Source organism: Mucilaginibacter sp. Bleaf8 (assembly GCF_018390515.1).
GTDB lineage: Bacteria > Bacteroidota > Bacteroidia > Sphingobacteriales > Sphingobacteriaceae > Mucilaginibacter.
This window is the reverse complement of the sequence record NZ_JAHBBK010000003.1, coordinates 598,225-619,336: the sequence shown is the minus strand read 5'-3', so window position 1 is coordinate 619,336 and position 21,112 is coordinate 598,225. Positions and strand designations below refer to the sequence as shown.

Here is a 21,112-nt window from a genome sequence, read left to right as displayed (position 1 = left end):
TGTAGCTTGTAATAGTTTGTTATTTACCATTAACCGGAAAACAGATTTGAAAAGAGGTATTACCCGGAACCGATTTAAGTTTTACCGTTCCCTGGTGCTGGCTTACAATGCGCTTTACCACATCAAGCCCCAGGCCGGTACCTTTACCCATTTCCTTCGTGGTAAAAAACGGATCAAAAATACGGCTTTGAATGTCTTCTGGTATGCCCGGCCCGTTATCGCGTATAGTTATGTACACATTGCGGGCATCGTACTCAGTTATAATTTCGAGCTTGCCACCACGCTTACCATCTATAGCATCAACGGCATTATCAATAATGTTAGTCCAAACCTGGTTCAGTTCGCCGGGTACCGCTTTAATCTGCGGCAGCTCCATATCAAAGGATTTAACCACCTCAACGCCCGATTTTTTCAGCTTGTAATCCATAATGGTGAGCGTGTTTTCCAAACCTTTGTGTACATCTACAAACTGTTTATCGGCACCCTGATCCATATGGCTGAAGCCCTTAACGGCGCTTACCAGGTTTGATATGCGCTCCGATGCTTCTTTAATATCTTTAACCATTTTATTGATGGATAACTGGTTGTTTATCCATCCCAGCACGGCGGCCAGGCTTTCGGCCGGTACCAGCGCACTGATCTCTTCTACTTCGGCAAGCTGTAGTCCTTCTTCTGCAAAGCTTTCGGCCAGGCAATAATCGTTAATATTTTTATCAGCCAGCAAATCGTTCAGATCATCCTCCAGCTGGGCTTTTTCCATCATGCCCAAAGCCGGTTGCTCGGGGCGTGTAAAAATAATTTGTAACTTTTGTTGCAGCTGTTTTAGCTGTTGCGGCTCAAAGTTTAAGGAGGCAACCTGCTCAAACAGCGCCGGCTTTTCGTTAAAGTACTTGGTTAAAAATGCCGCATTACGCACAATAGATGCCGCCGGATTATTAAGCTCATGCGCCAGCCCTGCCGATAACTTACCCAGTGCCACCATTTTTTCAATTTGCTGCTGCTGGGTAGTGAAAGAGCGCACGCGGCTGGTCATGGTATGTACCAGTGCTTCGGTAAGTTCAAAATGCGTACGGGTAGCACCTCTTATCTCATCGCCGGGTACTTCCAGCACCAGGCAATCGGTTATGCACTCTACCTGTACACCTGCTTCGGTACCTCTTGAATACGGCAGGTAGCCTAATACTTTGCCTCTTTCGGCTATACCGGCTTCTTTAAACTGGCTACCCTGCTTTATACCTATGCGCAGCTTACCTTCTACAATAAACTGCGTAATGTTTAAAGGCGCGCCCATTTCAAGCAGCACATCGCCTGCCGATAATGTGTGTACGGTACCTGCTGATATTAACCATTGCAGCTGGCTTTCAGGAACATCCTTTAGCGTTTCCATAGCTTTCAGCTGCGCTACTGTTACTTGTGACATGGTTTGTAAATTAAGCATTTATTACGCTGACAATGCAGTACACATTCGGCAACGCGTTGTATAAATAACGTTTCTAAGGTAAAAAATATACGCGGCGGTTGCAGCAATTGGATATGATAAAGCAATAGTTTAATTTTATGCAGATGGAAATTCCCGGCAAATATCTGGAGGCCTACCGTAAAGCGATGGGTAAGTTTATTAATCTCACTGATGAGCAATGGGATTTGATGAGCCCCTGCCTGCGGCTCGAAAAGCTAAAAAAGAAAGCGACCTGGATTGAAGCCGGAGAGGTTTGTAAAACAGTGGGCTATATTATTTCGGGCTCGGTGAGGCTTTATCATATGAAAGATGGCGAGGAGATTACCAGTTACTTTTGCATGGAAGATGAATGGGTAAGCTCATACACCAGCTTTTTAAAACAGAGGCCAAGCCTTAATTACATTGAAGCTCTGGAAGATACGATGATCCTTACTTTCACCTACCAGCAGTTGCAGCAATGGCAGGCCATGCCGCAGCTTAGCCATGTGGTTGATCGCTTTTGCCGGTTGATTGCCGAATACCTGATTTGCTGTTATGAAGACCGGGTTGCCTCGTTCATCCTGCAATCGCCAGAAGAGCGGTACATGCAACTGCTCGAAAATGGCCGAAACATTTTACAGCGCATACCGCAGCATTACATTGCCAATTATCTGGGCATTACGCCGGTATCGCTATCGCGCATCCGCAAGCGCATTTTGCAAACCGTATAACAGGCCGTTTTCTTATCTTTTGTTAACGGTTTTATTTTTGGTAGCCCTGTAGCTTTGCTTACAACAAACAAGCAAGCTTATGCACACTATTTTAGGAGCCGGCGGACCAATTGCCAATGCACTTACCCGCGAATTGATTAGCAATAACCATCGTACCCGGCTGGTGAGCCGCCGCCCGGTAAACATCAGCGCACCAAATGTGGACTGGCAAAAGGCCGATCTGCTCAATTACCAGCAATTGAAACAGGCTACCGAAGGCGCTACCATTATTTACCTGTGTGCCGGGCTGGTTTATGATAAGGACATATGGAAGCAGCAGTGGCCGGTTATTATGCAAAACGTAATCAATGTAGCCAAACACCACCAAGCCAGACTACTGTTTTTCGATAACGTATACATGTACGGCCTGGTAGATGGCCCCATGACGGAAGACACGCCCTACAACCCTATTAGTGTAAAAGGCGAAGTGCGTGCTCAGATAGCCACCACTTTAATGAATGAAGTTAAAGCCGGCAACTTGAAGGCCAGTATAGCCCGCGCGGCCGATTTTTACGGTGCCGAAAGCCTGAACAGCTTTTATGATAGCATGGTACTGCTCAACTATTCAAAAGGCAAACGTGCACAGTGGATGGGCGACCCTAACAAACTGCACAACTTTACTTATGTGCCCGATGGCGGCAGAGGCATGTATATACTGGGCCAGCACCCCGAAAGTGATAACCAGATATGGCACCTGCCTACCGCCCCGCCCCTAACCGGGCATCAGTTTATTGAGCTGGCTGCCCGCACTTTTGATGCACCGGCTAAATACATGAGAATAAACAAACTAATACTGCGTATGGCGGGTATGTTTAATAAAGTAATACAAGGTACCGTTGAAATGTATTACCAATGTGATCATAATTATAACTTCAACTCCTCCAAGTTTGAAAAAGCTTTCGGCGTGCAACCAACATCCTACCAGGATGGTGTAAAGGATTTATCACAAACACTGTTTAAATCCGGCAAGTGAGTGATCAAAAACGATGAAATAAGCTGATGCTTTACTTTGCATCATTTATTTCTATCCAATAACCATCCGGATCCTGAATATATACCTGCGATACGCCGTCAACACGGTGTTCAACCTGGCCGGGTACACCTTTCCAGTTGGTGTAAGCGATGCCCTTTTGTTTTAGCATAGCAACAAAATCATTGATTGACGGCATGCTGAAGCACAGGTGATCGCCGATCAGCTTAGGCGCGGGTGAGCAGTTGCCTTGTATAACATGCATAGTAACATGGGGAGCTATGCTGTACCAGGTGTGTATAGTATCTTTAAACGGATTGGGTATAATTTTTAAGCCTAAAACAGAAGTATAAAAGGCATTGCTTCTTTTAAGATCTTTTGAACAAAGCGCCGCATGGTTAAACACTGCTTTACCCACTGTTTGCGCATGGCTTATAAGCGGCGTGCCAATAAGCAACAGGCCGGCAGTGGCTTTTAAAGTAAGTTTAGTAAATTGGGGGAGCATTCTCATAATTGGTGGTTTATACCACACAATATACATTTTGATTTTGAATGCGTTGTAATTATAATCATTACAACTATGTGCTAATGCTGGTACTCTTTATTGGTTAATCTAAAACCATATACTCAGCTAATTATATCGTAAAATCGCTACATGTTCATCTTCACTTAAAACACTGTTGACTAAATAATTATCCTTATTTTCACATTGATCTATATGTATAAATTGATGCAGGGTTATACACCACCGCTTAACCTGAAATTTTGCATAAGCATGGGTAGAAAATTATCTGATAAGGGTATTATTAAATGTTAAATACTTGGCATGAATAACAGTAACAATCATGATGAGCGCATTGCAGCTTTAACGTTCGCTTCTATATATCCCCATTACGTTGCAAAAGTTGAGAAGAAAGGTAGAACAACAGCAGAATTGCATGAAGTAATTGAGTGGCTAACCGGCTATGACACCCAAGCCTTGCAACAACTTATTGAAGAAAAAGTAACGTTCGAAACGTTCTTTCAAAAGGCTGCATTAAACCCCAATGCTCACCTCATTACTGGTGTAATATGCGGTTACAGGGTAGAAGTAATTGAAAATCCGTTAACACAACAAGTAAGATACTTAGATAAGCTGGTGGATGAATTGGCAAAAGGGCGTAAGTTGGAGAAGATTATGCGGGTTGCCTAGCGTAACGGATAAATGACTACTTAATTTTCATTTACCAGCCGGGTACAGTATACACAAGCAGGGCCGATTATATTTCTATAACCGGCCCCGGCCTATTAAATTATTCGGCGTTTTTCTTCAGCCATTCAACCCGGCGCTGGTCGGGCAGGTGCTTTACTTTAAAGTTTTCAAACTTGGCTTCAAAACCTTTACCATCAGGGCAGGCGGCCATCAGGCCAACCATTACCGGCTGGTTGTCTTTCAATGGCGCGTTACGCGTCATGATGTAGTTTACATCATCAAGCGAATAGAATATTTCCACAGCATCCAGGCGTCTAACTACTTTAATCCAGATAAAAGGCGGCATTTTATCCAGTTTGGTTACGCTCCAATCGCTGGTGTGGTGGGTTACTACGGTACTTACGTTCAGTTTACCGTCTACAAACTCTACACCGGTTTTAATATAATTTTCGTTGTCGGCACGTATCATCAGGCCCATCTGGTCAAAACGTACTTTGTAGTTGCCGGTTAGTTTTACCTTGGCTTCAAACTCGCCGCCGTAGGTAGTATAAAAAAACGGTGCATCATCTACCGTAAAGCCATAGTGTGATATGCGCCAGTAATCGCTTTGCGGGGTTACGGTCATGGTAAGCGCATTATTTTTAATCTCCCATTTTTCGGGCTCGTTAAACCACTGCATTTTTTCGAGGGTTTGGGCCGAAGCCAGGTGTACGGCAAATAAAGAAAGCGCACTCAGTAATAGTTTTTTGGTTGATTTCATGAAATTGGGTTGATTATATAATTGAAGGTTGATTATTTCTCTTTTTTGTAGCCAATGTTGTAAGATATGGCCATGCCGCAATCCATTATTAACCGGGCAATGGCCGGTATCTGTTCTTCGGGTAGCCTACCGGCAGGGCCCGATGTCCATACGCAGGCAATTACCTGGTTGCTTTCATCAAAAATGGGTGCGGCCACACAGTGTACGCCTTTTACCGTTTCATTTACGTCGGCGGCGTAACCTTGTGCCAGTATCCGATCCAGCTCCTGCCGTAGCAGCTCTTTATCAGTAATGGTATATTCGTTTATGGCATCCAGTTGCAGGGTGTTCAGCTTGGCTTTTTGCGCTTCGGGGTGTAAAAAAGCCAACAGTACTTTGCCCGGTGCGGTGGAGTGCAGGCTAAACCGCATACCTTGTTTCAGGGTAAATACAAAATCGATGCTGCCCTGAATCTGGTTCAGTAAAAGCGCTTCCTGATCCAGCAACGTGCCAATCATGATGGATTCGCCTATCTGGTCGCGCAGGCGTTTCATATGTTCTTGTGAACGCTCAATAATATCATAGCCGCTCACAGCCGATATGCCCAGCTTGAGCAGCTTACGCGACAGGTAGTACTTAAGGCTATCCAGCTCCTTACCCAAATAGTTTAAACTGTAAAGTGTATTGGCAATTTTATAAACGGATGATTTGGGGTAGCCCAACAAAGTAACCATCTCCTGTAAGGTTAAGCCCTTTGGATGATTAGCCAGCAGTTCTAATACTTCCATCGACTTTTCGATCATGGAAGCGTTGCCTTTTAACTCTTCATTGTCCATAAAATTCACAAATAAGAATAACCGATTATATATGTTTACATATGTAAATTAAATGCACATATGCGTATCAAATATATTCTTTTTGTGTGAATTGCAAAGCAAGAACTGCTTTTGTGAAGCTTGAAACCTGGAGTGGGCAGGTTATAACTGAGGAGAAATAATTAACATAAAACAAAGAAGCCCCGATTTTCATCGGGGCCTTTCATTTATTATTTTACAATTTCGAACACCGCTCTTACCTGGTAGTTCAATTTGATTTTTTTAAAGTCGATGTCTGATTGCGGAGCTGCTTCATCGGCAACAGCGCTTTTAAATCTCAGGGTGTTGTATACCGGCTGTGCTAAAGGTTCGTTATCCACATCCTGAATATCGATAGCGCCACCTACTTTTTCGCCAATGGCACTTAACATATAGGTAGCTTTTTCGCGGGCGGCCAATAAGGCTTTAATTTTCAGTTCGCGGCGCAGCTGGTCGATCTTGGAGTAATCGTAGCTATCAATACCGGTTGACTGGATGCCTTTGTCATCTACCTTACTCAAAATAGTATTGATACTGTTCAGATCGTGCAGTTTGATACGGTATTGTTTGCTGGCTAAAAAGTCGGGATTCTTCTTTTTTTGTACCACCTGATTGTAAGACGATACGTTGTTAATGGTAAAATCCTCACGTGGCACACCGGCTTCGGTAACCGCTTTTTGCAGCTGGCGCTCCAGCTGGGTAATATCCACTTTATTTTTACCATCCATGTATTCTTTCAGCGAAATAGATACATACAAAATGTCAGGAGTTATTTCCTGTTCGGCATTGCCGGTTACTTCAATTTTACGGCGTAAATCTACGGTTTGGGCAAAGGCAGCAAAGTTTAAAGTTACGAAGGCTGCAAGCATCAATAGTTTTTTCATGATCGTTGTGTTTATATGTGCCATGACGATGCCAAGGGGCAAAGTGTAACAGGCAATTTGAACTATCTGACAACTAAAAAGGGTAATAGTTTAAGAAGAGAGTATATAATCAAGAGCCGAGAACCAAGAACTAAGATAGCAAGATTAAAAAACCATACTCTTCTGATGCGAACTCTTGCTTCCTGGCTCTTGGCTCTTGGTTCCTGGCTCTAAGATATAAGCTTATCAATACGCACCCAACGCATACCGGCCGCCTCTGCAGCCTGTACGCCTGCATCGCCATCCTCAAACACCAGGCAATGTTCGGGGGCTATGCCCAGTTGCTCTGCCGCTTTCAAAAATGGATCCGGGTAAGGCTTGCCATGTTCAGTTTCGCCGGCGCAAACCAGTACCTCCACCATGTGGTCAATTCCCAGCACCTGCAAGGTTTTCTGTATAGCCTCGCGGCTGCCGCCCGATACCACGCCTATCCTAACCTGCCCGGCATGGTTTTTTAAGTGATTAACCACATATTCAATTGGTTGCGTGCGCTCTATATATTCGTTGTAATACAACTTGTATTTCAGGGCATTAAATTCTTCCGAGTCAAAAGAGCAACCGTAACGCTCGTTAATTTGCTCTACCACCTTTATGATAGGCCATCCGGCCAGCTCGTCAATAATATCTCCCTCAATAGCTACGCCCTGCTCGGCGGCAACGCGAATGTAGGTATCTTTATGCGCCTGCATATTGTCGGCCAGGGTGCCGTCGCAATCGTATAAAAAAGCTTTAAAATTATCCTGGCTTATTTTTACCAGGGCATCATATTTTTGTTGATTCAGTGCGTCCATATTGTGGCGCAAAGGTAGCCTATTCATATAGCAAGTACATACCTTTTACAGATAAAAGCCGCAGGCTTTACTTAAATGTGGCATATACATGCTCATCATAAATCTGCTCGTGCTTAATTACCGAACGTTGCAGAATGCCTTGCTTTTGGTAGCCGGCCTTTTCGAGCACCCGCATAGATCTTGGATTTTTACTCAGAATACAGGCTTGTATACAAATGATATCCAACTGCGCAAAAGCATACTCTGTAATCAACCTGATAGCTTTAGGCATAATGCCACGGCTCCAGTAATCTTCGCCCAGCCAGTAACCCAGCAATGGCGTTTTGCGGTAAACGTCCTGCCGCATTTCCAAACCAATGCCGCCAACCGCGCTACCATCCACATCAATAGCAAAGTTTACCATAGGGTTTTGCTTTATTTTGGTGTTGAGCCAGCCTACTGCATCACTTAAGGTATAAGGATGGGGAAACCTGTCGAGCAGGCAGGCGGCCACATTAGGGTTATTGGCCTGTTGCTGCAAGGATATAGCATCTTCCAGATACCACTCCCGTAGTACAAATCCATCACCGGCAATTTGCATGTTGTGTAACAATTGGTTTATCAAAGTAAGCGAATGTTAGCTACTTATAAAAATGCAACTATCTTTAAGGCGCTTACCCATCGGTACAAAATATGAAGAAAATCTTTACCCTGTTTTTGATTACAGCCAGCCTAAGCACCCAGGCGCAAAAGCTCGAAAAGCTAACCATTGAAAAAATAATGAGCGACCCAAAATGGATGGGGACCTCGCCCGATAACATTAGCTGGAGTGATGACAGCAAGAAGATATATTTTACCTGGAACCCCGACAAAGCAGAACGCAGCAGCCTATACGGTATAACCACCGGCAACACACAACCGCAAAAAATAACTTTACAGGAGCGTAAGGCTTTAACCGGCAATGGCGTTTGGAATAAAAAACACTCATTGAAACTATTTGAACAGAACGGCGACCTGTTCCTTTCCGATATTAAAGCAGGTAAAGTTATACAGCTTACCAACACCGCCGATCGGGAAAGCAACCCCGCCTTTAATGGCGATGAAACACGCATTGTTTTTATGCGTAGCGAAAATCTGTACAGTATTAAGCTGAACGGCGGCGAACTGCAGCAGCTTACTAATTTTACGCACCTATCCGCCAGTATGTCTTTCCCATCTGCAGGGCGGGGCAACCGACAGAGCGGCGCCAGAGGGCAGTCTGCAATCTTGAATTCGGGAGACCCGCAGGAGCAATGGTTGCGCAAAGAGCAAACGGAGCTGTTTGAGGTAATCAGGCAGAAAGAAAAAGACGAGCAATTTGCAGCATCTGAGCGCCGTGCGCTGCAGCCTAAGCGATTGAAGGAAATACCGGTGGGCGACCAGTCGGTAAGCTATGTGCAGTTGAGCCCCGATGGCCGGTATGTTACTTATCGGCTGATTACGATGGCCGAAGGAGCGAAAATCACGCAAGTGCCAAGCTATGTAACCGCATCGGGCTATACCGAGGATATCCCGAACCGCACCAAGGTGGGCAGCCCACAGCCCTCGTCCAAATCGTACGTGTTCGACAGGCAACTCGATACGGTTTATGCCCTATCCACCAAAGAAATACCGGGCATTAAAGACCAGCCCGACTACCTGAAAGATTACCCCGCAGCACAGGAAAGCCGCACCAAACTGAACGAAGACCGCAAGGTGATTGTGCAGGGTCCTTACTGGAGCGAAGATGGCAAACAGGCTGTTGTGGTAGTAAACGCTCAGGATAATAAAGACCGCTGGATTATGAAGCTGAACCCCTTAACCGGGCAGCTTACCCTGCTGGATCGCCAGCGCGACGAGGCTTGGATTGCCGGCCCTGGCATAGGCGGCAGCTATTCAGGCGGTAGCGTTGGCTGGGTAGATAACACGCACTTCTACTATCAGAGCGAAGCTACCGGCTACTCGCACCTTTATGTGGTTGATGTAAATACAGGCATTAAAAAGCAGCTTACCCGCGGTAATTGGGAAGTGAGCGGCCTGCAGCTATCCAACGATAAAAAGACCTTTTACTTTACCGGCAACATGGAGCATCCGGGCATATCGCATTTTTACAGCCTGCCAGTAAACGGCGGTCAGCCCGTAAAGCTAACCAGCCTGAAAGGCGGCAACGAGGTGGAGCTATCACCCGATGAAAAATGGCTGGCTATACGCTATTCTTACGCCAACAAACCCTGGGAGCTGTATTTACAGCCCAATAAGCCGGGGGCAAAGGCTAAAAAGATTACCACTTCAACCACTGCCGAATTTAACTCGTACCCTTGGCGCGAACCGGAGATGGTAACCTTTAAAAACCGCTATGGCAGCACGGTGTATGCGCGCGTATATGCACCCAAAACGCCAGCAGCTACCCACCCGTCCGTGGTATTTGTGCATGGTGCCGGTTACCTGCAAAACGTGCATTACTGGTGGAGCTCCTATTTCCGCGAGTTTATGTTTAACAACATGCTGGCCGATAACGGTTATACCGTAATTGATATTGACTATACTGGCAGTGCAGGCTATGGCCGCAACTGGCGTACCGGCATTTACCGCCATATGGGTGGCAAGGATCTGGACGATCAGGTAGACGGCGTAAAGTTTTTGGTTGAAAAATATGGTGTTAACCCGCAGCATGTTGGCATGTACGGCGGCTCATACGGCGGTTTTATGACGCTGATGGGCCTGTTTACCCAACCTGATGTATTTGCATCGGGCGCGGCACTGCGCTCGGTGACCGATTGGGCACATTACAATCATGGCTATACCGCCAACATCCTCAACGAACCTTTTAATGATGAGAAAGCTTATCAGCAAAGTTCGCCCATTAATTTTGCAAACGGCTTAAAAGGCCGGTTGCTGATGTGCCACGGCATGGTAGATGTGAACGTAAACTACCAGGACATCATCCGGCTTACCCAAAAGCTGATTGAACTGCATAAAGAAAACTGGGAACTTGCATCGTACCCGGTAGAAGACCACGGCTTTGTACAGCCCAGCAGCTGGACGGATGAGTATAAACGAATATTTAAGCTGTTTGAAGAAACGTTGAAATAAAGGCAGCCCATGCCAACCCTCCCCCTTCCGGGGAGGGCTTTTTAAGTTACTGAACCTCTATTAGCTCCACCTCGGCTACGGGGCTGAAGAGATAAACCCGGCGGGTGCTTATTTCGATACATTTAAAGCGTTTGCGCAGCTGCTCTTCTTTACGGAATACACGCCCGTCCTTAATTTTAAATACCGCTTTGGACGGCAGCTTTTCAACCGTAGTTGCCGTAGTCGATACAGGATCATAGCGGCGAAGCGAGCGATATAGGTTTAGATCCGAGCAACTGGAGGCAGCCGGATTATTCAGGTAATTAACAATAGCGCTGGTAATATCGGGCGGAAAAACCTGCTTCTCAAAAAACGGCTGCATCATCTTTTTGAAATTATCTTTCCATTCGGTACCATGCGGTTTTACCTTTTGCTGGTGCTGGTTCCAGGTGTATAAGTGTGCAAACTCATGCACGGTGGTTACCAGAAACGCATATGGGTTTAAGTTGTGATTAACGGATATGCGGTGCCCCTTGCCAGCAAACGGCGGGCGATAGTCGCCAAACTTGCTGTTGCGGCTACGCGATATTTTGAATTCGCATTTGAAATGATCTATCCAGCGGCCAATCAGGGGTGCGGCCTCGGCGGGCAGGTACTTCTCTAAAACTTTTACTTTATCCACAAATTACCTCAGCACAAATATAAGCAGCAGGCTTGTTTATTTCAGTAGTTGGTAGGTAATAAAGCTGGCCAGGTAAGCCAAAACCGTCATGTAAACAAACTGCACAAAAGGCCAGCGCCAATCTTTGGTTTCGCGGTATACCACGGCCACGGTACTGGCGCACTGCATGGCAAACGCATAAAACATCATTAAAGATAGCGCCACAGCCAATGTAAATGCAGGCTGTCCGGTATTGGCATTTCGGGCGTTGCCCATCTTTTCTTTCACCGTTTGTATCTCATCAGCGTTACCGTCTACACTGTAAATGGTAGCCATAGTACCCACAAATACTTCGCGGGCGGCAAACGAGGTAACCAGCGCAATACCTATTTTCCAATCAAAGCCCAGCGGGCGGATAGCGGGTTCTATAGCATGACCCAGGTAGCCTGCGTAGGAGCTTTCCAGCTTTTCGGAAGCAATGGCGTGCTCGATTTCACTGGGCTTCATTTTTTGCCCGTATTGCGGTTGGTTATATTTTTTTTCGATCTGGTTAAAGCGATCGCCCGGCCCGTAAGATGCCAGTACCCATAAAATAACCGAAACAGCGATGATAACCTTACCGGCTTCGAGCACGAAAGTCTTGGCCCGGTCAAACATGGTTAACAGTACGTTGTTCCACCGTGGCATGCGGTACACGGGCAGCTCCATAATGAAGTAACCACGTTCGCGCGCCTTTAAAATGTGTTTCATTACCCAGGCTACCACAATGGCTGATACCAAGCTAAGCAGATACATAGCCGTTAGGGCCAGCCCCTGCAGGTTAAATACCCACCATACATTACGGTTAGGCACCACCAGGGCAATCAATAAGGTATAAACCGGTAAACGGGCCGAGCAGGTAATAAGCGGCGTAACCATGATGGTTATCATTCGGTCTTTCCAGTTTTCGATGGTACGGGTACTCATGATGGATGGCACGGCACAAGCAAAACCACCTATTAATGGCACCACCGATTTGCCGTTTAGCCCCACCTTACGCATTATCTTATCCATCATAAAGGTAACACGGGCCATGTAGCCGGTGTCTTCCAGTATGGATATAAAGGCAAACAAAATGGCAATCTGCGGTATAAATACCAGTACACCGCTCAACCCGGCAATAACGCCATCGGCCAGTAAATCAGTAAGCGGGCCAGCCGGCAGCAATTTGTGCACCCCCTCCTGCGCCCAGATAAAGAGCTGCTCAATCAGCGCCATCGGGTATTCCGACCACGAAAATATGGCCTGGAACATAAACAGCAGGATGGCAAAAAATATAACAAAGCCAAACACCCGGTGGGTTAAAACTTTATCGATCCGGTTGCTGGTATTCTCTTCATGAGCCGTTGCCTTTTTGGTAACGGTATCATACAGCAAATCGTTGATGTAATTGTAACGGGCAATAGTTTCGGTAGCCTGCGCCTTTTGGGAGTGGAAACTGTGCTGCAGTTCCAGTTCTTCGATACGGCTACTCTCATCGGGCGACAAAAACTTCAGTGTTTCGTGCTGATGAGCCAGTTGCAGCGCATAATAAGGATTGTCCACCTGCATTTCCTCGCCAATACTGTCAATCAATTGCGGCGCGAGGGCTTTAATGTCGATAGTATCCTGTTGCAGGGCAAATTGATTGGCGTAGGATATTTGTTTTTTCAGCTCATCAATACCTTCGTTACGGCGGGCCGAAATTGGCATAACCGGTACACCCAGTTTTTTAGATAAGCCATTTACATCAATGGTGATGCCTTCTTTGTTGGCCACATCCATCATGTTAAGGGCAACAATAACCGGTATTTTCAAATCGGCCACCTGCGTATATAAAAGCAAATTACGCTTCAGGTTCGAAGCATCCAGTATAACAACAATAAGATCGGGATTCAATTCGCTGTCACGATCGGCCAGTACGGAGAAAACGATAGACTCGTCGCGGCTTTTGGGGTACAGGCTGTAAGTACCCGGCAGGTCAATAATTTGCGCCCGGCGATTATCGGGCAGGTTGCAGTAGCCGGTCTTTTTATCAACCGTAACTCCCGGAAAGTTTCCTATCTTTTGATTTAAACCGGTTAGCAGGTTAAATAGTGTGGATTTACCGGTGTTGGGGTTCCCTACAAGCGCAACTCTGATCTCAGCCTTCAACGTTCAAATTACTGTAAAATAATGGTAGAAGCCTCTTGCTTGCGTAGGCTCAGCATGTAGCCAGACACATTTACAGCAATAGGATCACCAAGCGGGGCAACACGCTCAACCCGGATTTCTTCACCAGGAAGGCAGCCCATTTCCATCAACTTTACCGACATTTCCAGATCGGTAAACTCTTTAATGATTGCTTTTTTACCTATTTCCAGTTGCGAGAGCTTCTTCATATATAGACAGCAAACATAGGGCTTATTTAAAACAAATCCAAATAAGAAGATGTTTCCTTTCTGTCATTTCTTAAAGCAACAGACCAAGCATGATCAGGCCCTGCCCTGCACCGGCGTATACGTTTTAACTTGGCCAAAATGCGGACAGTGGCAATCTTTTTTAAAAATTCCGCAAGAGGATAGCGCTACACTCATCAACAACACACTCAAAAACTTAAGCTTTTTCATTTCTAATGGCTAAAACCGTTATCAATACACTAAACATAGCCATACATACGCCTACGGTATCAGCAAACAGATCGTTCCAGTCGCCGCTGCGCCAGGTAAAAATCAGCGATTGCAAAATTTCAATCAAAGCGCCGAAGGCTATAGCTATTATCAGTACCTTAAACGCATTCCAGTAGCTTAAAGTTCCACGCTGCCTGATAATTCCATTGCAGGCCAAAGTGGTAAACACAAAAAAGAAGCCGCAATGCACCAGTTTATCAAACCCAGGAAAAAAGCTGGGCGATTGGGCCACCTCGCCTAACGACATGTTGCAAAGCACCAAAACAAATAAAGCCCACAATAATGTGAGCTTTTGGTATTTGAAAAATAATTTCATTAAGCGCCTACTAAGGATTGGTAGTCTGCCGCTGATAATAAGCCTTCAACACCGGCAGCGTCATTCAGGCTCACTTTTACCATCCAGCCATCGCCATACGGATCGGTGTTTACCAGCTCTGGCTGGGTATCCAGTGCCGGATTAAGTTCCAGCACGGTAGCAGTTACCGGCATAAACAAATCTGAAACTGTTTTAACAGCTTCTACAGTGCCAAACACATCATCTTTGCTTACTTCCTGACCAACAGTGGTGATATCGATGTACACGATGTCGCCCAGTTCGCGCTGTGCAAACTCGGTGATGCCAATGTAGGCTTCGTTACCTTCAACTCTGATCCACTCGTGATCTTTGGTGTATTTCAATTCGGCTGGAAAATTCATATCGTCTTTTTTATTGGTGCCCAAAAATAGTAAAACGTTTAAGTTTAGTACAAATTTACTATCTAAATAGCGCATTATCACCAAAACAAAACCATAAGGGCCTTACATTGTTATCAATTTTAAACCATATTGAAACAACTACTATGAAAAAATTATTTTCCGGAGTACTGATTGCCTCTGCCGCATTAACATTCCAGGCATGTAACAGCGGTGCATCGAACGATAGCAAGGCTAACGCCGATAGCGCCAACTATACTAAAGATACATCAACCAACGCTGCTGCAACCGGTGGCATAGGTGTTGATAGCGACGATTCAAAATTTGCCGTTGAGGCAGCTAACGGCGGCATGGCCGAAGTTGAGCTGGCTAAACTGGCCGAAACCAAAGCAACCAACCCTAAAGTAAAAGAGTTTGCTGCCATGATGATTAAAGATCACACTAAAGCAAACACTGAGCTGATGGATTTGGCAAAAACCAAAAACATCACCCTGCCTACTACCGTAGGTGCAGACCAGCAAAAAGTAATGGACGACCTGAGCAAAAAATCAGGCGCCGAGTTTGACAAAGGTTATGTTGATGCCATGGTAACTGACCACGACAAAGACGTAAAATTGTTCGAAAAAGCATCAACCGATGCAAAGGATGCGGAATTAAAATCATTCGCTACAAAAACTTTGCCTGTGCTTAAAATGCACAAAGAAAACATTGATGCGCTTCAGAAAAACATGAAATAAGAATAGCTGAAAAAGCGTTATATAAAAAGGATTGGCCCAACGGCTGATCCTTTTTTTGTAAAATCTGTTTTAATTGCGTTTGCCGGTTATTGTACCCGGTGGTAAATTGTTATAATTGTATATATGTCATCACCTGTAGTAACCGGTTTATTATCGTACGGCATGTCGGGACGTGTTTTTCATGGTCCGTTTTTAAGTACGCATCCTGGCTTTAAGTTAAAGGCCGTAACCGAACGGCATGAAAAGAAAGCGGCACTGCAATACCCGGATATCATTAGCTACAACAGCATCGACGAGCTTTTGAACGATGCCGAAATTGATTTAGTGGTTGTAAATACGCCCAACAACCTGCACTATGCGCATGCCAGGCAAGCCCTGCTGGCCGGCAAGCATGTATTGATTGAAAAACCAGCAACTGCAACCTTACCGCAGTTTAGGGAACTACAGGATTTGGCCAGTCAGGCAAACCGCCACCTGTTTATTTATCAAAACCGCCGCTGGGATAGTGATTTCCTATCGGTAAAAGAGGTGATTGAGAGCGGCCGGCTGGGCAACCTGATTGAGGTGCATTTCCGCTTTGACCGCTATCGCCCTGTTTTGAGCGCTAAACTATTTAAAGAAACCGGCAAGAATGAGGCAAACGGCCTGGTATATGATTTGGGCCCGCACTTGCTGGATCAGATCATCAGCTTATTTGGCAGACCTTTGGCTTACCATAAAGTAACCGCTTCGCACCGCCCCGCATCAGAAGTTGCTGATTATTTCAGTTATCAACTGAGCTATCCGCACCAGCTCAATGTTTATGTAACCGCCAGCCTGCTGGTGGCCGATCCGCTACCATCCTTTGTGGTGCATGGCACGGCGGGCAGCTATATCAAATCGCGTTGCGATGTACAGGAAACACAGCTGGATAATGGCCTGCTGCCAACAGATGCCGCTTACGGACAGGAGCCCGAAGGCTGCGAAGGCCGCCTGACCATTATGGATATTAATAATCAAAAGCAAACAGAACTGATACCTGTCCATCAGGGCAATTATACCCACTTATTTGAAGCCGTTTACCAAACCCTTACTAACGGCGCATTATACCCCATAACGCATGAACACATTGCATGGCAGCTGGAATTGCTGCAAGCCTCTGCAACTAACTGATATGAAAAAATTACTATTCATTTTTTTAAGCCTCATTGTAATAGCCGGCTGCACACAGGCCCAAAGCACCAAAACTAAAAAGCTGGTTTCATACCGCTTATTGAATACCGACAGCGTATACGTAACGCCGGCACAATTGAAAAAGAACAAGCCGGTGATGCTGATCTATTTTTCGCCAGACTGCGGCCACTGCCAGCGCCTGATATACGAGATGCAACCCAAAATGAAGGAATTTGCCGATGTACAGATTGTAATGGCCACCTTTACCTCCTACCCCATGATTAAAGGTTTTTACCGCGACTTTGGCATATCCCGTTACCCGAACATTACCGTGGGTACTGAGGGGTACACTTATACCGTACAACGCTATTATGATGTAAAAACCACCCCTTACGTGGTTATTTACGATAAAAAAGGTAACTGGGTGAAAGACTTCCCTAAACAGCCAAAGGTGGAAGAACTAATTGCTGTGGTAAAAAAGCTAAACTAACCGGCACTCTCCGTTTCATATTGGTAATAAAAAAATTACCTCTGTAGGCTACACACTATCAATAAAGTTACATGTACCTTAGTGCATGTAACTTACAAATGCCGGATTTTTGCCGGATGAATTTTCGGGTATATACCAAGTTACTATTTGCTCTTCTGTTTTTAACAGCTGTTAACGCTGTTGCTCAAAGCCCTGCCGGCAACGGTACAATATCAGGCAAGCTGATTGATGCTGCCACCAGCAAACCGCTCGATTTTGCCAGCGTTAGCCTGGTTAACAAGGCCGATAACAAGCCGGTGAAAGGCATGCAAACCGACCTTGACGGTAATTTTAAACTCACCAATATCAGCAATGGCTATTACCTGCTGCGCATCAGCTTTGTAGGCTACCTTACCTACATGAAAGACAGCATCCGCATTAGCGACAATAAATCAACTATACAGTTAGGCACCGTTAAAATGCGCGCCTCCAAATCCAGCTTGTTAAAAGAGGTAGTGATAAGCGGGCAGAAAAGCCAGATTAAACTAAGTACAGATAAAAAAGTATTCAGTGTTGACCAGAGCCTGGTGAGCCAGGGCGGTTCGGCTACCGATCTGCTGGGCAACGTGCCATCCATACAGGTAGATGTGGAGGGTAATGTGAGCTTACGCGGTTCCAGCAACGTACGGGTGCTGGTTAACGGCAAGCCCTCAGCTATATCAGGCGGTAGTGTGAGCGATATACTGCAATCCATACCGGCCAGTGCTATTGAAAACATCGAGGTGATTACCAACCCATCATCTAAGTACGATGCAGAAGGGCAATCAGGTATCATCAACATCATCCTTAAAAAGAATGCGCAGGTGGGCTTTAACGGCTCGGCATCGGCATCGGTAGGTAATCAAAACTCACTGAACGGCAACCTGAATTTGGCCTACCAAACCGGTAAAGTAAACGTATTTACCAATTACAGCTACCGCCGGGCCAACCGTATAGGCAATGGCTCAAACAGCCGGATCACGTATCCGGGTACAGATAGCGCCAGCTATCAGGACCAGATATCCAACCAAACTTTTAAATTCAACTCGCATAACATACGTGCCGGTATTGATTATAACCTGGACCCTAAAACGGTTGTGAGCTTATCAGGCAACTTAAACGTGCGCTCGCGCGACCGTTTTCAGGATGGCAGCACCAACATACGCCCGCTGGGGGTTTTAAGTCAAACGGTAGGGCAGAACAACCAATCGTACAACGATGGCAACAACCTGGATGTGAATGCCGATTTTAGTCACAAGTTTAAGAAGCAAGGCGAAGAATTGACAGCCAACGTGGGTTACTCATCAGAAAAGGAAAACAGTACCGATAACCTGAAAACTACCTATAGCTTTTTGACCGATAACCGCTCAAGAGTTTTTGAGCAGAATAACTACACCAATGGCAAACAGCGTAACTGGAACTTACAGGCCGATTACACCCTACCCTTGTCCAAAACCAGCAAGCTGGAAGCCGGGTACCGCAGCACCTTCAACAACAACAATAACGATTACCGGGTAGACACGCTGGCATCAAGCGGGGTGTATACACGTAACAATATGCAATCCAACATTTTTAACTATCAGGAGCAGGTACATGCTTTGTATACCAACTACCAACGGCAGTTTGGCGATTTTGGCGTACAGGTAGGCTTACGACTGGAAGATGCGCATATACGTACCCGCCTTACCGATACAGCGCAGGTACAACGCTTTAAACAGGATTATTTGAGGGTGTATCCAAGCGTTTTCCTGACCGATAAACTGACGGAGAACCAAACTTTACAATTGAGCTATACCCGCCGGGTAAGCCGTCCGCGTGACAGGCAGCTGTCGCCGTTCCTGGACCGGAGCGACCCGCTGAACTTCCAGCAGGGTAACCCGAGCCTGCTGCCAGAGGATACCCACTCATTTGAGCTGAGTTACATCAACTACTGGAAAGCGCTTACGCTCACCTCATCTGTGTATTACCGCTTAACCAATGATAACATTCAGCAGGTACGCCTGGCGCTGGATTCGGTTACAACCTTAACCCAGTTTCAAAACATCAAAAACGCTTCTAATGCAGGTTATGAGTTAATTGCCAAGCTGTCGCCATCGCAACTATGGGATATTACGGCCAACGTGAATGTATACTACCGTAACATCAATGGCGATCCGTCGGTTGGTGTACAGTCTACCTCGGGTTATGCTTTTAACGGCAACTTAACGGCTAACATTAAACCGGTTAAAAAGCTGGGCATACAATTGCGTGGCGACTATCAGGGCAAGCAGGTAATAGCGCAGGGGTACAGTAAGCCCATGTATGGCCTGGATGGCGGTTTACGCTATGATATCACCAAAACTTTGAATGCCAGCATGAACGTGCGCGATGTATTTAATACCCGTAAATTCGGTTCTATCATTAACAATACCAATCAGCGAATTCCATACACTTCGGTATCTGAACGCCGGTTTGCTACGCGGGCTATTTTGTTTACCCTGTCCTACCGCTTTGGCGGCAGTTCAGAGCCTAAACGCCAGCGCAAAGGCAGCCAGCAGGACCAAAATGGCAGCCCTGATGATATGGGCGGCGGCCAGGGCGGTCCTAATGTGCGTATGTAATTTATATGATAACCACGCCCGGGTGTACCACTTTTGAAGTGGCACAAAGCGGAACAAACCGGTACACTCCGGTACAGGTGGTACACTTTAGTACAGCTAAAAAGGCGTTTGCAGCATGCAAACGCCTTTTTGCATAAGTGGTACAGAGCGGAACACCCGGAACAGTTTGGTACAGGTATTTATACTCGTGACACGATCTTGTCAGTAGTTTTCTTTTATCAGAGTAAGGAAGATAATATTAAGCATAGATGGGATGACCACGCTATAGCTTCCATGGCAAATTTCTAAGATCGCTCGAGGCACGTTTGCCTTTCCTATAGTTAACTTGTCCGGTGGGATGCTGAAACAAGTTCAGCATGACGATGAGTAGTGTATGTAGGGAGAATAGATGAAAACGATAAAATAGAAAAGGCTTAAGATTTCTCTTAAGCCTTTTCTATTTCATGTATCGTGATACTAATTAACCACCATGGTTTTCAGCATGTACTTCTTCTTCGCGGAATAATTTCGCGCTGAAGAAATCGAAGTTCATGTGGGCAATGTTGGTCAATGTTATCTCTTTCGGGCATTCGGCCTCACAAGCACCGGTGTTGGTACAGCTACCAAAGCCTTCGGCATCCATTTGCGCCACCATGCTTTGTACACGGCGGTAACGCTCTGGCTGGCCTTGCGGCAACAGCGCCAGCTGGGTGATTTTAGCCGAGGTGAACAGCATAGCCGAAGCATTTTTACAAGCTGCTACGCAAGCACCGCACTGAATACAGGTAGCCGAGTTGAAAGCCTCATCAGCAATTACCTTCGGGATCGGGATCTCGTTGGCATCAGGTACACCACCGGTATTTACCGAAATGTAACCACCAGCTTGCTGAATACGGTCAAAAGCAGAACGGTCAACCGCTAAGTCTTTAATTACCGGGAAAGCTTTAGCTCTCCATGGCTCAATAGTGATGGTTTCACCATCAGTAAAGCTACGCATGTGCAGCTGGCAGGTGGTGATAGCACGTTTTGGCCCGTGCGGACGGCCGTTGATATATAATGAGCACATACCGCAAATACCTTCGCGGCAATCGTGGTCAAAGTGAATCGGATCTTGCTTAGTATGAATAATGCTCTCATTCACTACATCCAGCATCTCCAGGAAAGACATATCAGGCGATATGTTCTCGGCCTTATATGTTTCAAACTTACCAGCAGTTTGTGCATTTGGCTGACGCCATACTTTCAGCGTCAAATTCATTGTTCCGTTTGCGTTACTCATATTTATGAAATTAGAGTCAAGAGCCAAGAAACAAGAACCAAGATGAACCATGCTTACTAAGTCTTGGTTC

At 45.8% G+C, this 21,112-nt stretch carries 21 protein-coding genes; 8 read left to right on the top strand and 13 right to left on the bottom strand.

Features of this window, described 5'->3' with window-relative positions:
* Positions 1 to 19 precede the first annotated feature (19 nt).
* A complete protein-coding gene (locus KHS38_RS16225) occupies positions 20 to 1,420 on the bottom strand; it encodes an ATP-binding protein (protein WP_213489593.1) in 1,401 nt (466 codons plus the stop codon).
* A 143-nt stretch (positions 1,421 to 1,563) separates the two neighbouring features.
* On the opposite strand from KHS38_RS16225, the gene KHS38_RS16220 reads away from it, so the two are divergent.
* Positions 1,564 to 2,169 carry a Crp/Fnr family transcriptional regulator gene (locus KHS38_RS16220; RefSeq protein ID WP_213489592.1) on the top strand — a complete coding sequence of 202 codons (606 nt, stop codon included), beginning with the start codon at positions 1,564 to 1,566 and terminating at the stop codon, positions 2,167 to 2,169.
* A 79-nt stretch (positions 2,170 to 2,248) separates the two neighbouring features.
* Positions 2,249 to 3,181 (top strand): NAD-dependent epimerase/dehydratase family protein, encoded by a 933-nt coding sequence (locus KHS38_RS16215; protein WP_213489591.1) that lies wholly within the window; start codon positions 2,249 to 2,251, stop codon positions 3,179 to 3,181.
* Positions 3,182 to 3,212: 31 nt separating this feature from the next.
* Here KHS38_RS16215 and KHS38_RS16210 read toward each other — a convergent pair whose 3' ends face one another.
* A complete protein-coding gene (locus KHS38_RS16210) occupies positions 3,213 to 3,689 on the bottom strand; it encodes a VOC family protein (protein ID WP_213489590.1) in 477 nt (158 codons plus the stop codon).
* A 315-nt stretch (positions 3,690 to 4,004) separates the two neighbouring features.
* Here KHS38_RS16210 and KHS38_RS16205 point away from each other — a divergent pair, with 315 nt between their 5' ends.
* The gene (locus KHS38_RS16205) at positions 4,005 to 4,370 is read left to right on the top strand and encodes a DUF2200 domain-containing protein (RefSeq protein WP_213489589.1); all 366 of its coding nucleotides are present in this window, start codon (positions 4,005 to 4,007) and stop codon (positions 4,368 to 4,370) included.
* A 100-nt stretch (positions 4,371 to 4,470) separates the two neighbouring features.
* On the opposite strand, the gene KHS38_RS16200 is transcribed toward KHS38_RS16205, so the two are convergent.
* The 5 genes from KHS38_RS16200 to KHS38_RS16180 all read right to left on the bottom strand — a co-directional run bounded on the left by KHS38_RS16200 (position 4,471) and on the right by KHS38_RS16180 (position 8,257).
* A complete protein-coding gene (locus KHS38_RS16200; RefSeq protein WP_213489588.1) occupies positions 4,471 to 5,130 on the bottom strand; it encodes a DUF1349 domain-containing protein in 660 nt (219 codons plus the stop codon).
* A gap of 32 nt (positions 5,131 to 5,162) precedes the next feature.
* On the bottom strand, positions 5,163 to 5,945 hold the full coding sequence (locus tag KHS38_RS16195) for an IclR family transcriptional regulator (RefSeq protein ID WP_213489587.1): 783 nt from the start codon (positions 5,943 to 5,945) through the stop codon (positions 5,163 to 5,165).
* A gap of 209 nt (positions 5,946 to 6,154) precedes the next feature.
* A complete protein-coding gene (locus KHS38_RS16190) occupies positions 6,155 to 6,847 on the bottom strand; it encodes an SIMPL domain-containing protein (RefSeq protein ID WP_213489586.1) in 693 nt (230 codons plus the stop codon).
* Between the two features lie 209 nt (positions 6,848 to 7,056).
* Complete coding sequence (locus KHS38_RS16185) at positions 7,057 to 7,677, bottom strand: HAD family hydrolase (RefSeq protein WP_213489585.1); 621 nt, start codon at positions 7,675 to 7,677, stop codon at positions 7,057 to 7,059.
* Positions 7,678 to 7,744: 67 nt separating this feature from the next.
* The gene (locus KHS38_RS16180) at positions 7,745 to 8,257 is read right to left on the bottom strand and encodes a GNAT family N-acetyltransferase (RefSeq protein ID WP_213489584.1); all 513 of its coding nucleotides are present in this window, start codon (positions 8,255 to 8,257) and stop codon (positions 7,745 to 7,747) included.
* A gap of 92 nt (positions 8,258 to 8,349) precedes the next feature.
* Between KHS38_RS16180 and KHS38_RS16175 the strand changes: the two genes are divergently transcribed.
* Entirely contained in the window at positions 8,350 to 10,767 is a 2,418-nt protein-coding gene (locus tag KHS38_RS16175) for a S9 family peptidase (RefSeq protein ID WP_213489583.1), read from the top strand.
* Positions 10,768 to 10,813: 46 nt separating this feature from the next.
* Here the strand turns inward: KHS38_RS16175 and KHS38_RS16170 are convergent, their stop codons facing one another.
* From KHS38_RS16170 to gcvH, 5 genes are all read right to left on the bottom strand, one after another.
* A complete protein-coding gene (locus tag KHS38_RS16170; RefSeq protein ID WP_213489582.1) occupies positions 10,814 to 11,428 on the bottom strand; it encodes a SprT-like domain-containing protein in 615 nt (204 codons plus the stop codon).
* 36 nt (positions 11,429 to 11,464) lie between these two features.
* The gene (feoB, locus tag KHS38_RS16165; RefSeq protein ID WP_213489581.1) at positions 11,465 to 13,579 is read right to left on the bottom strand and encodes a ferrous iron transport protein B; all 2,115 of its coding nucleotides are present in this window, start codon (positions 13,577 to 13,579) and stop codon (positions 11,465 to 11,467) included.
* 8 nt (positions 13,580 to 13,587) lie between these two features.
* Positions 13,588 to 13,806: a FeoA family protein gene (locus KHS38_RS16160; RefSeq protein WP_213489580.1), complete on the bottom strand. Its 219-nt coding sequence runs from the start codon at positions 13,804 to 13,806 to the stop codon at positions 13,588 to 13,590.
* 214 nt (positions 13,807 to 14,020) lie between these two features.
* Positions 14,021 to 14,410, bottom strand: coding sequence for a VanZ family protein (locus tag KHS38_RS16155; RefSeq protein WP_213489579.1), 390 nt, complete (start codon positions 14,408 to 14,410; stop codon positions 14,021 to 14,023).
* Positions 14,410 to 14,790 (bottom strand): glycine cleavage system protein GcvH, encoded by a 381-nt coding sequence (gene gcvH, locus KHS38_RS16150; protein ID WP_213489578.1) that lies wholly within the window; start codon positions 14,788 to 14,790, stop codon positions 14,410 to 14,412. Before gcvH ends, KHS38_RS16155 begins: the two co-directional genes overlap by 1 nt.
* 143 nt (positions 14,791 to 14,933) lie before the next feature.
* Between gcvH and KHS38_RS16145 the strand changes: the two genes are divergently transcribed.
* The 4 genes from KHS38_RS16145 to KHS38_RS16130 all read left to right on the top strand — a co-directional run bounded on the left by KHS38_RS16145 (position 14,934) and on the right by KHS38_RS16130 (position 19,784).
* Positions 14,934 to 15,524, top strand: coding sequence for a DUF4142 domain-containing protein (locus KHS38_RS16145; protein WP_213489577.1), 591 nt, complete (start codon positions 14,934 to 14,936; stop codon positions 15,522 to 15,524).
* Between the two features lie 123 nt (positions 15,525 to 15,647).
* Positions 15,648 to 16,676, top strand: a complete 1,029-nt coding sequence (locus tag KHS38_RS16140) for a Gfo/Idh/MocA family oxidoreductase (protein WP_213489576.1) — start codon at positions 15,648 to 15,650, stop codon at positions 16,674 to 16,676.
* 1 nt (position 16,677) lies between these two features.
* On the top strand, positions 16,678 to 17,166 hold the full coding sequence (locus KHS38_RS16135; protein WP_213489575.1) for a TlpA family protein disulfide reductase: 489 nt from the start codon (positions 16,678 to 16,680) through the stop codon (positions 17,164 to 17,166).
* Positions 17,167 to 17,282: 116 nt separating this feature from the next.
* Positions 17,283 to 19,784: a TonB-dependent receptor gene (locus KHS38_RS16130; RefSeq protein ID WP_213489574.1), complete on the top strand. Its 2,502-nt coding sequence runs from the start codon at positions 17,283 to 17,285 to the stop codon at positions 19,782 to 19,784.
* A 460-nt stretch (positions 19,785 to 20,244) separates the two neighbouring features.
* Here KHS38_RS16130 and KHS38_RS16125 read toward each other — a convergent pair whose 3' ends face one another.
* Positions 20,245 to 21,042, bottom strand: coding sequence for a succinate dehydrogenase/fumarate reductase iron-sulfur subunit (locus tag KHS38_RS16125; RefSeq protein WP_249665429.1), 798 nt, complete (start codon positions 21,040 to 21,042; stop codon positions 20,245 to 20,247).
* Positions 21,043 to 21,112 lie beyond the last annotated feature (70 nt).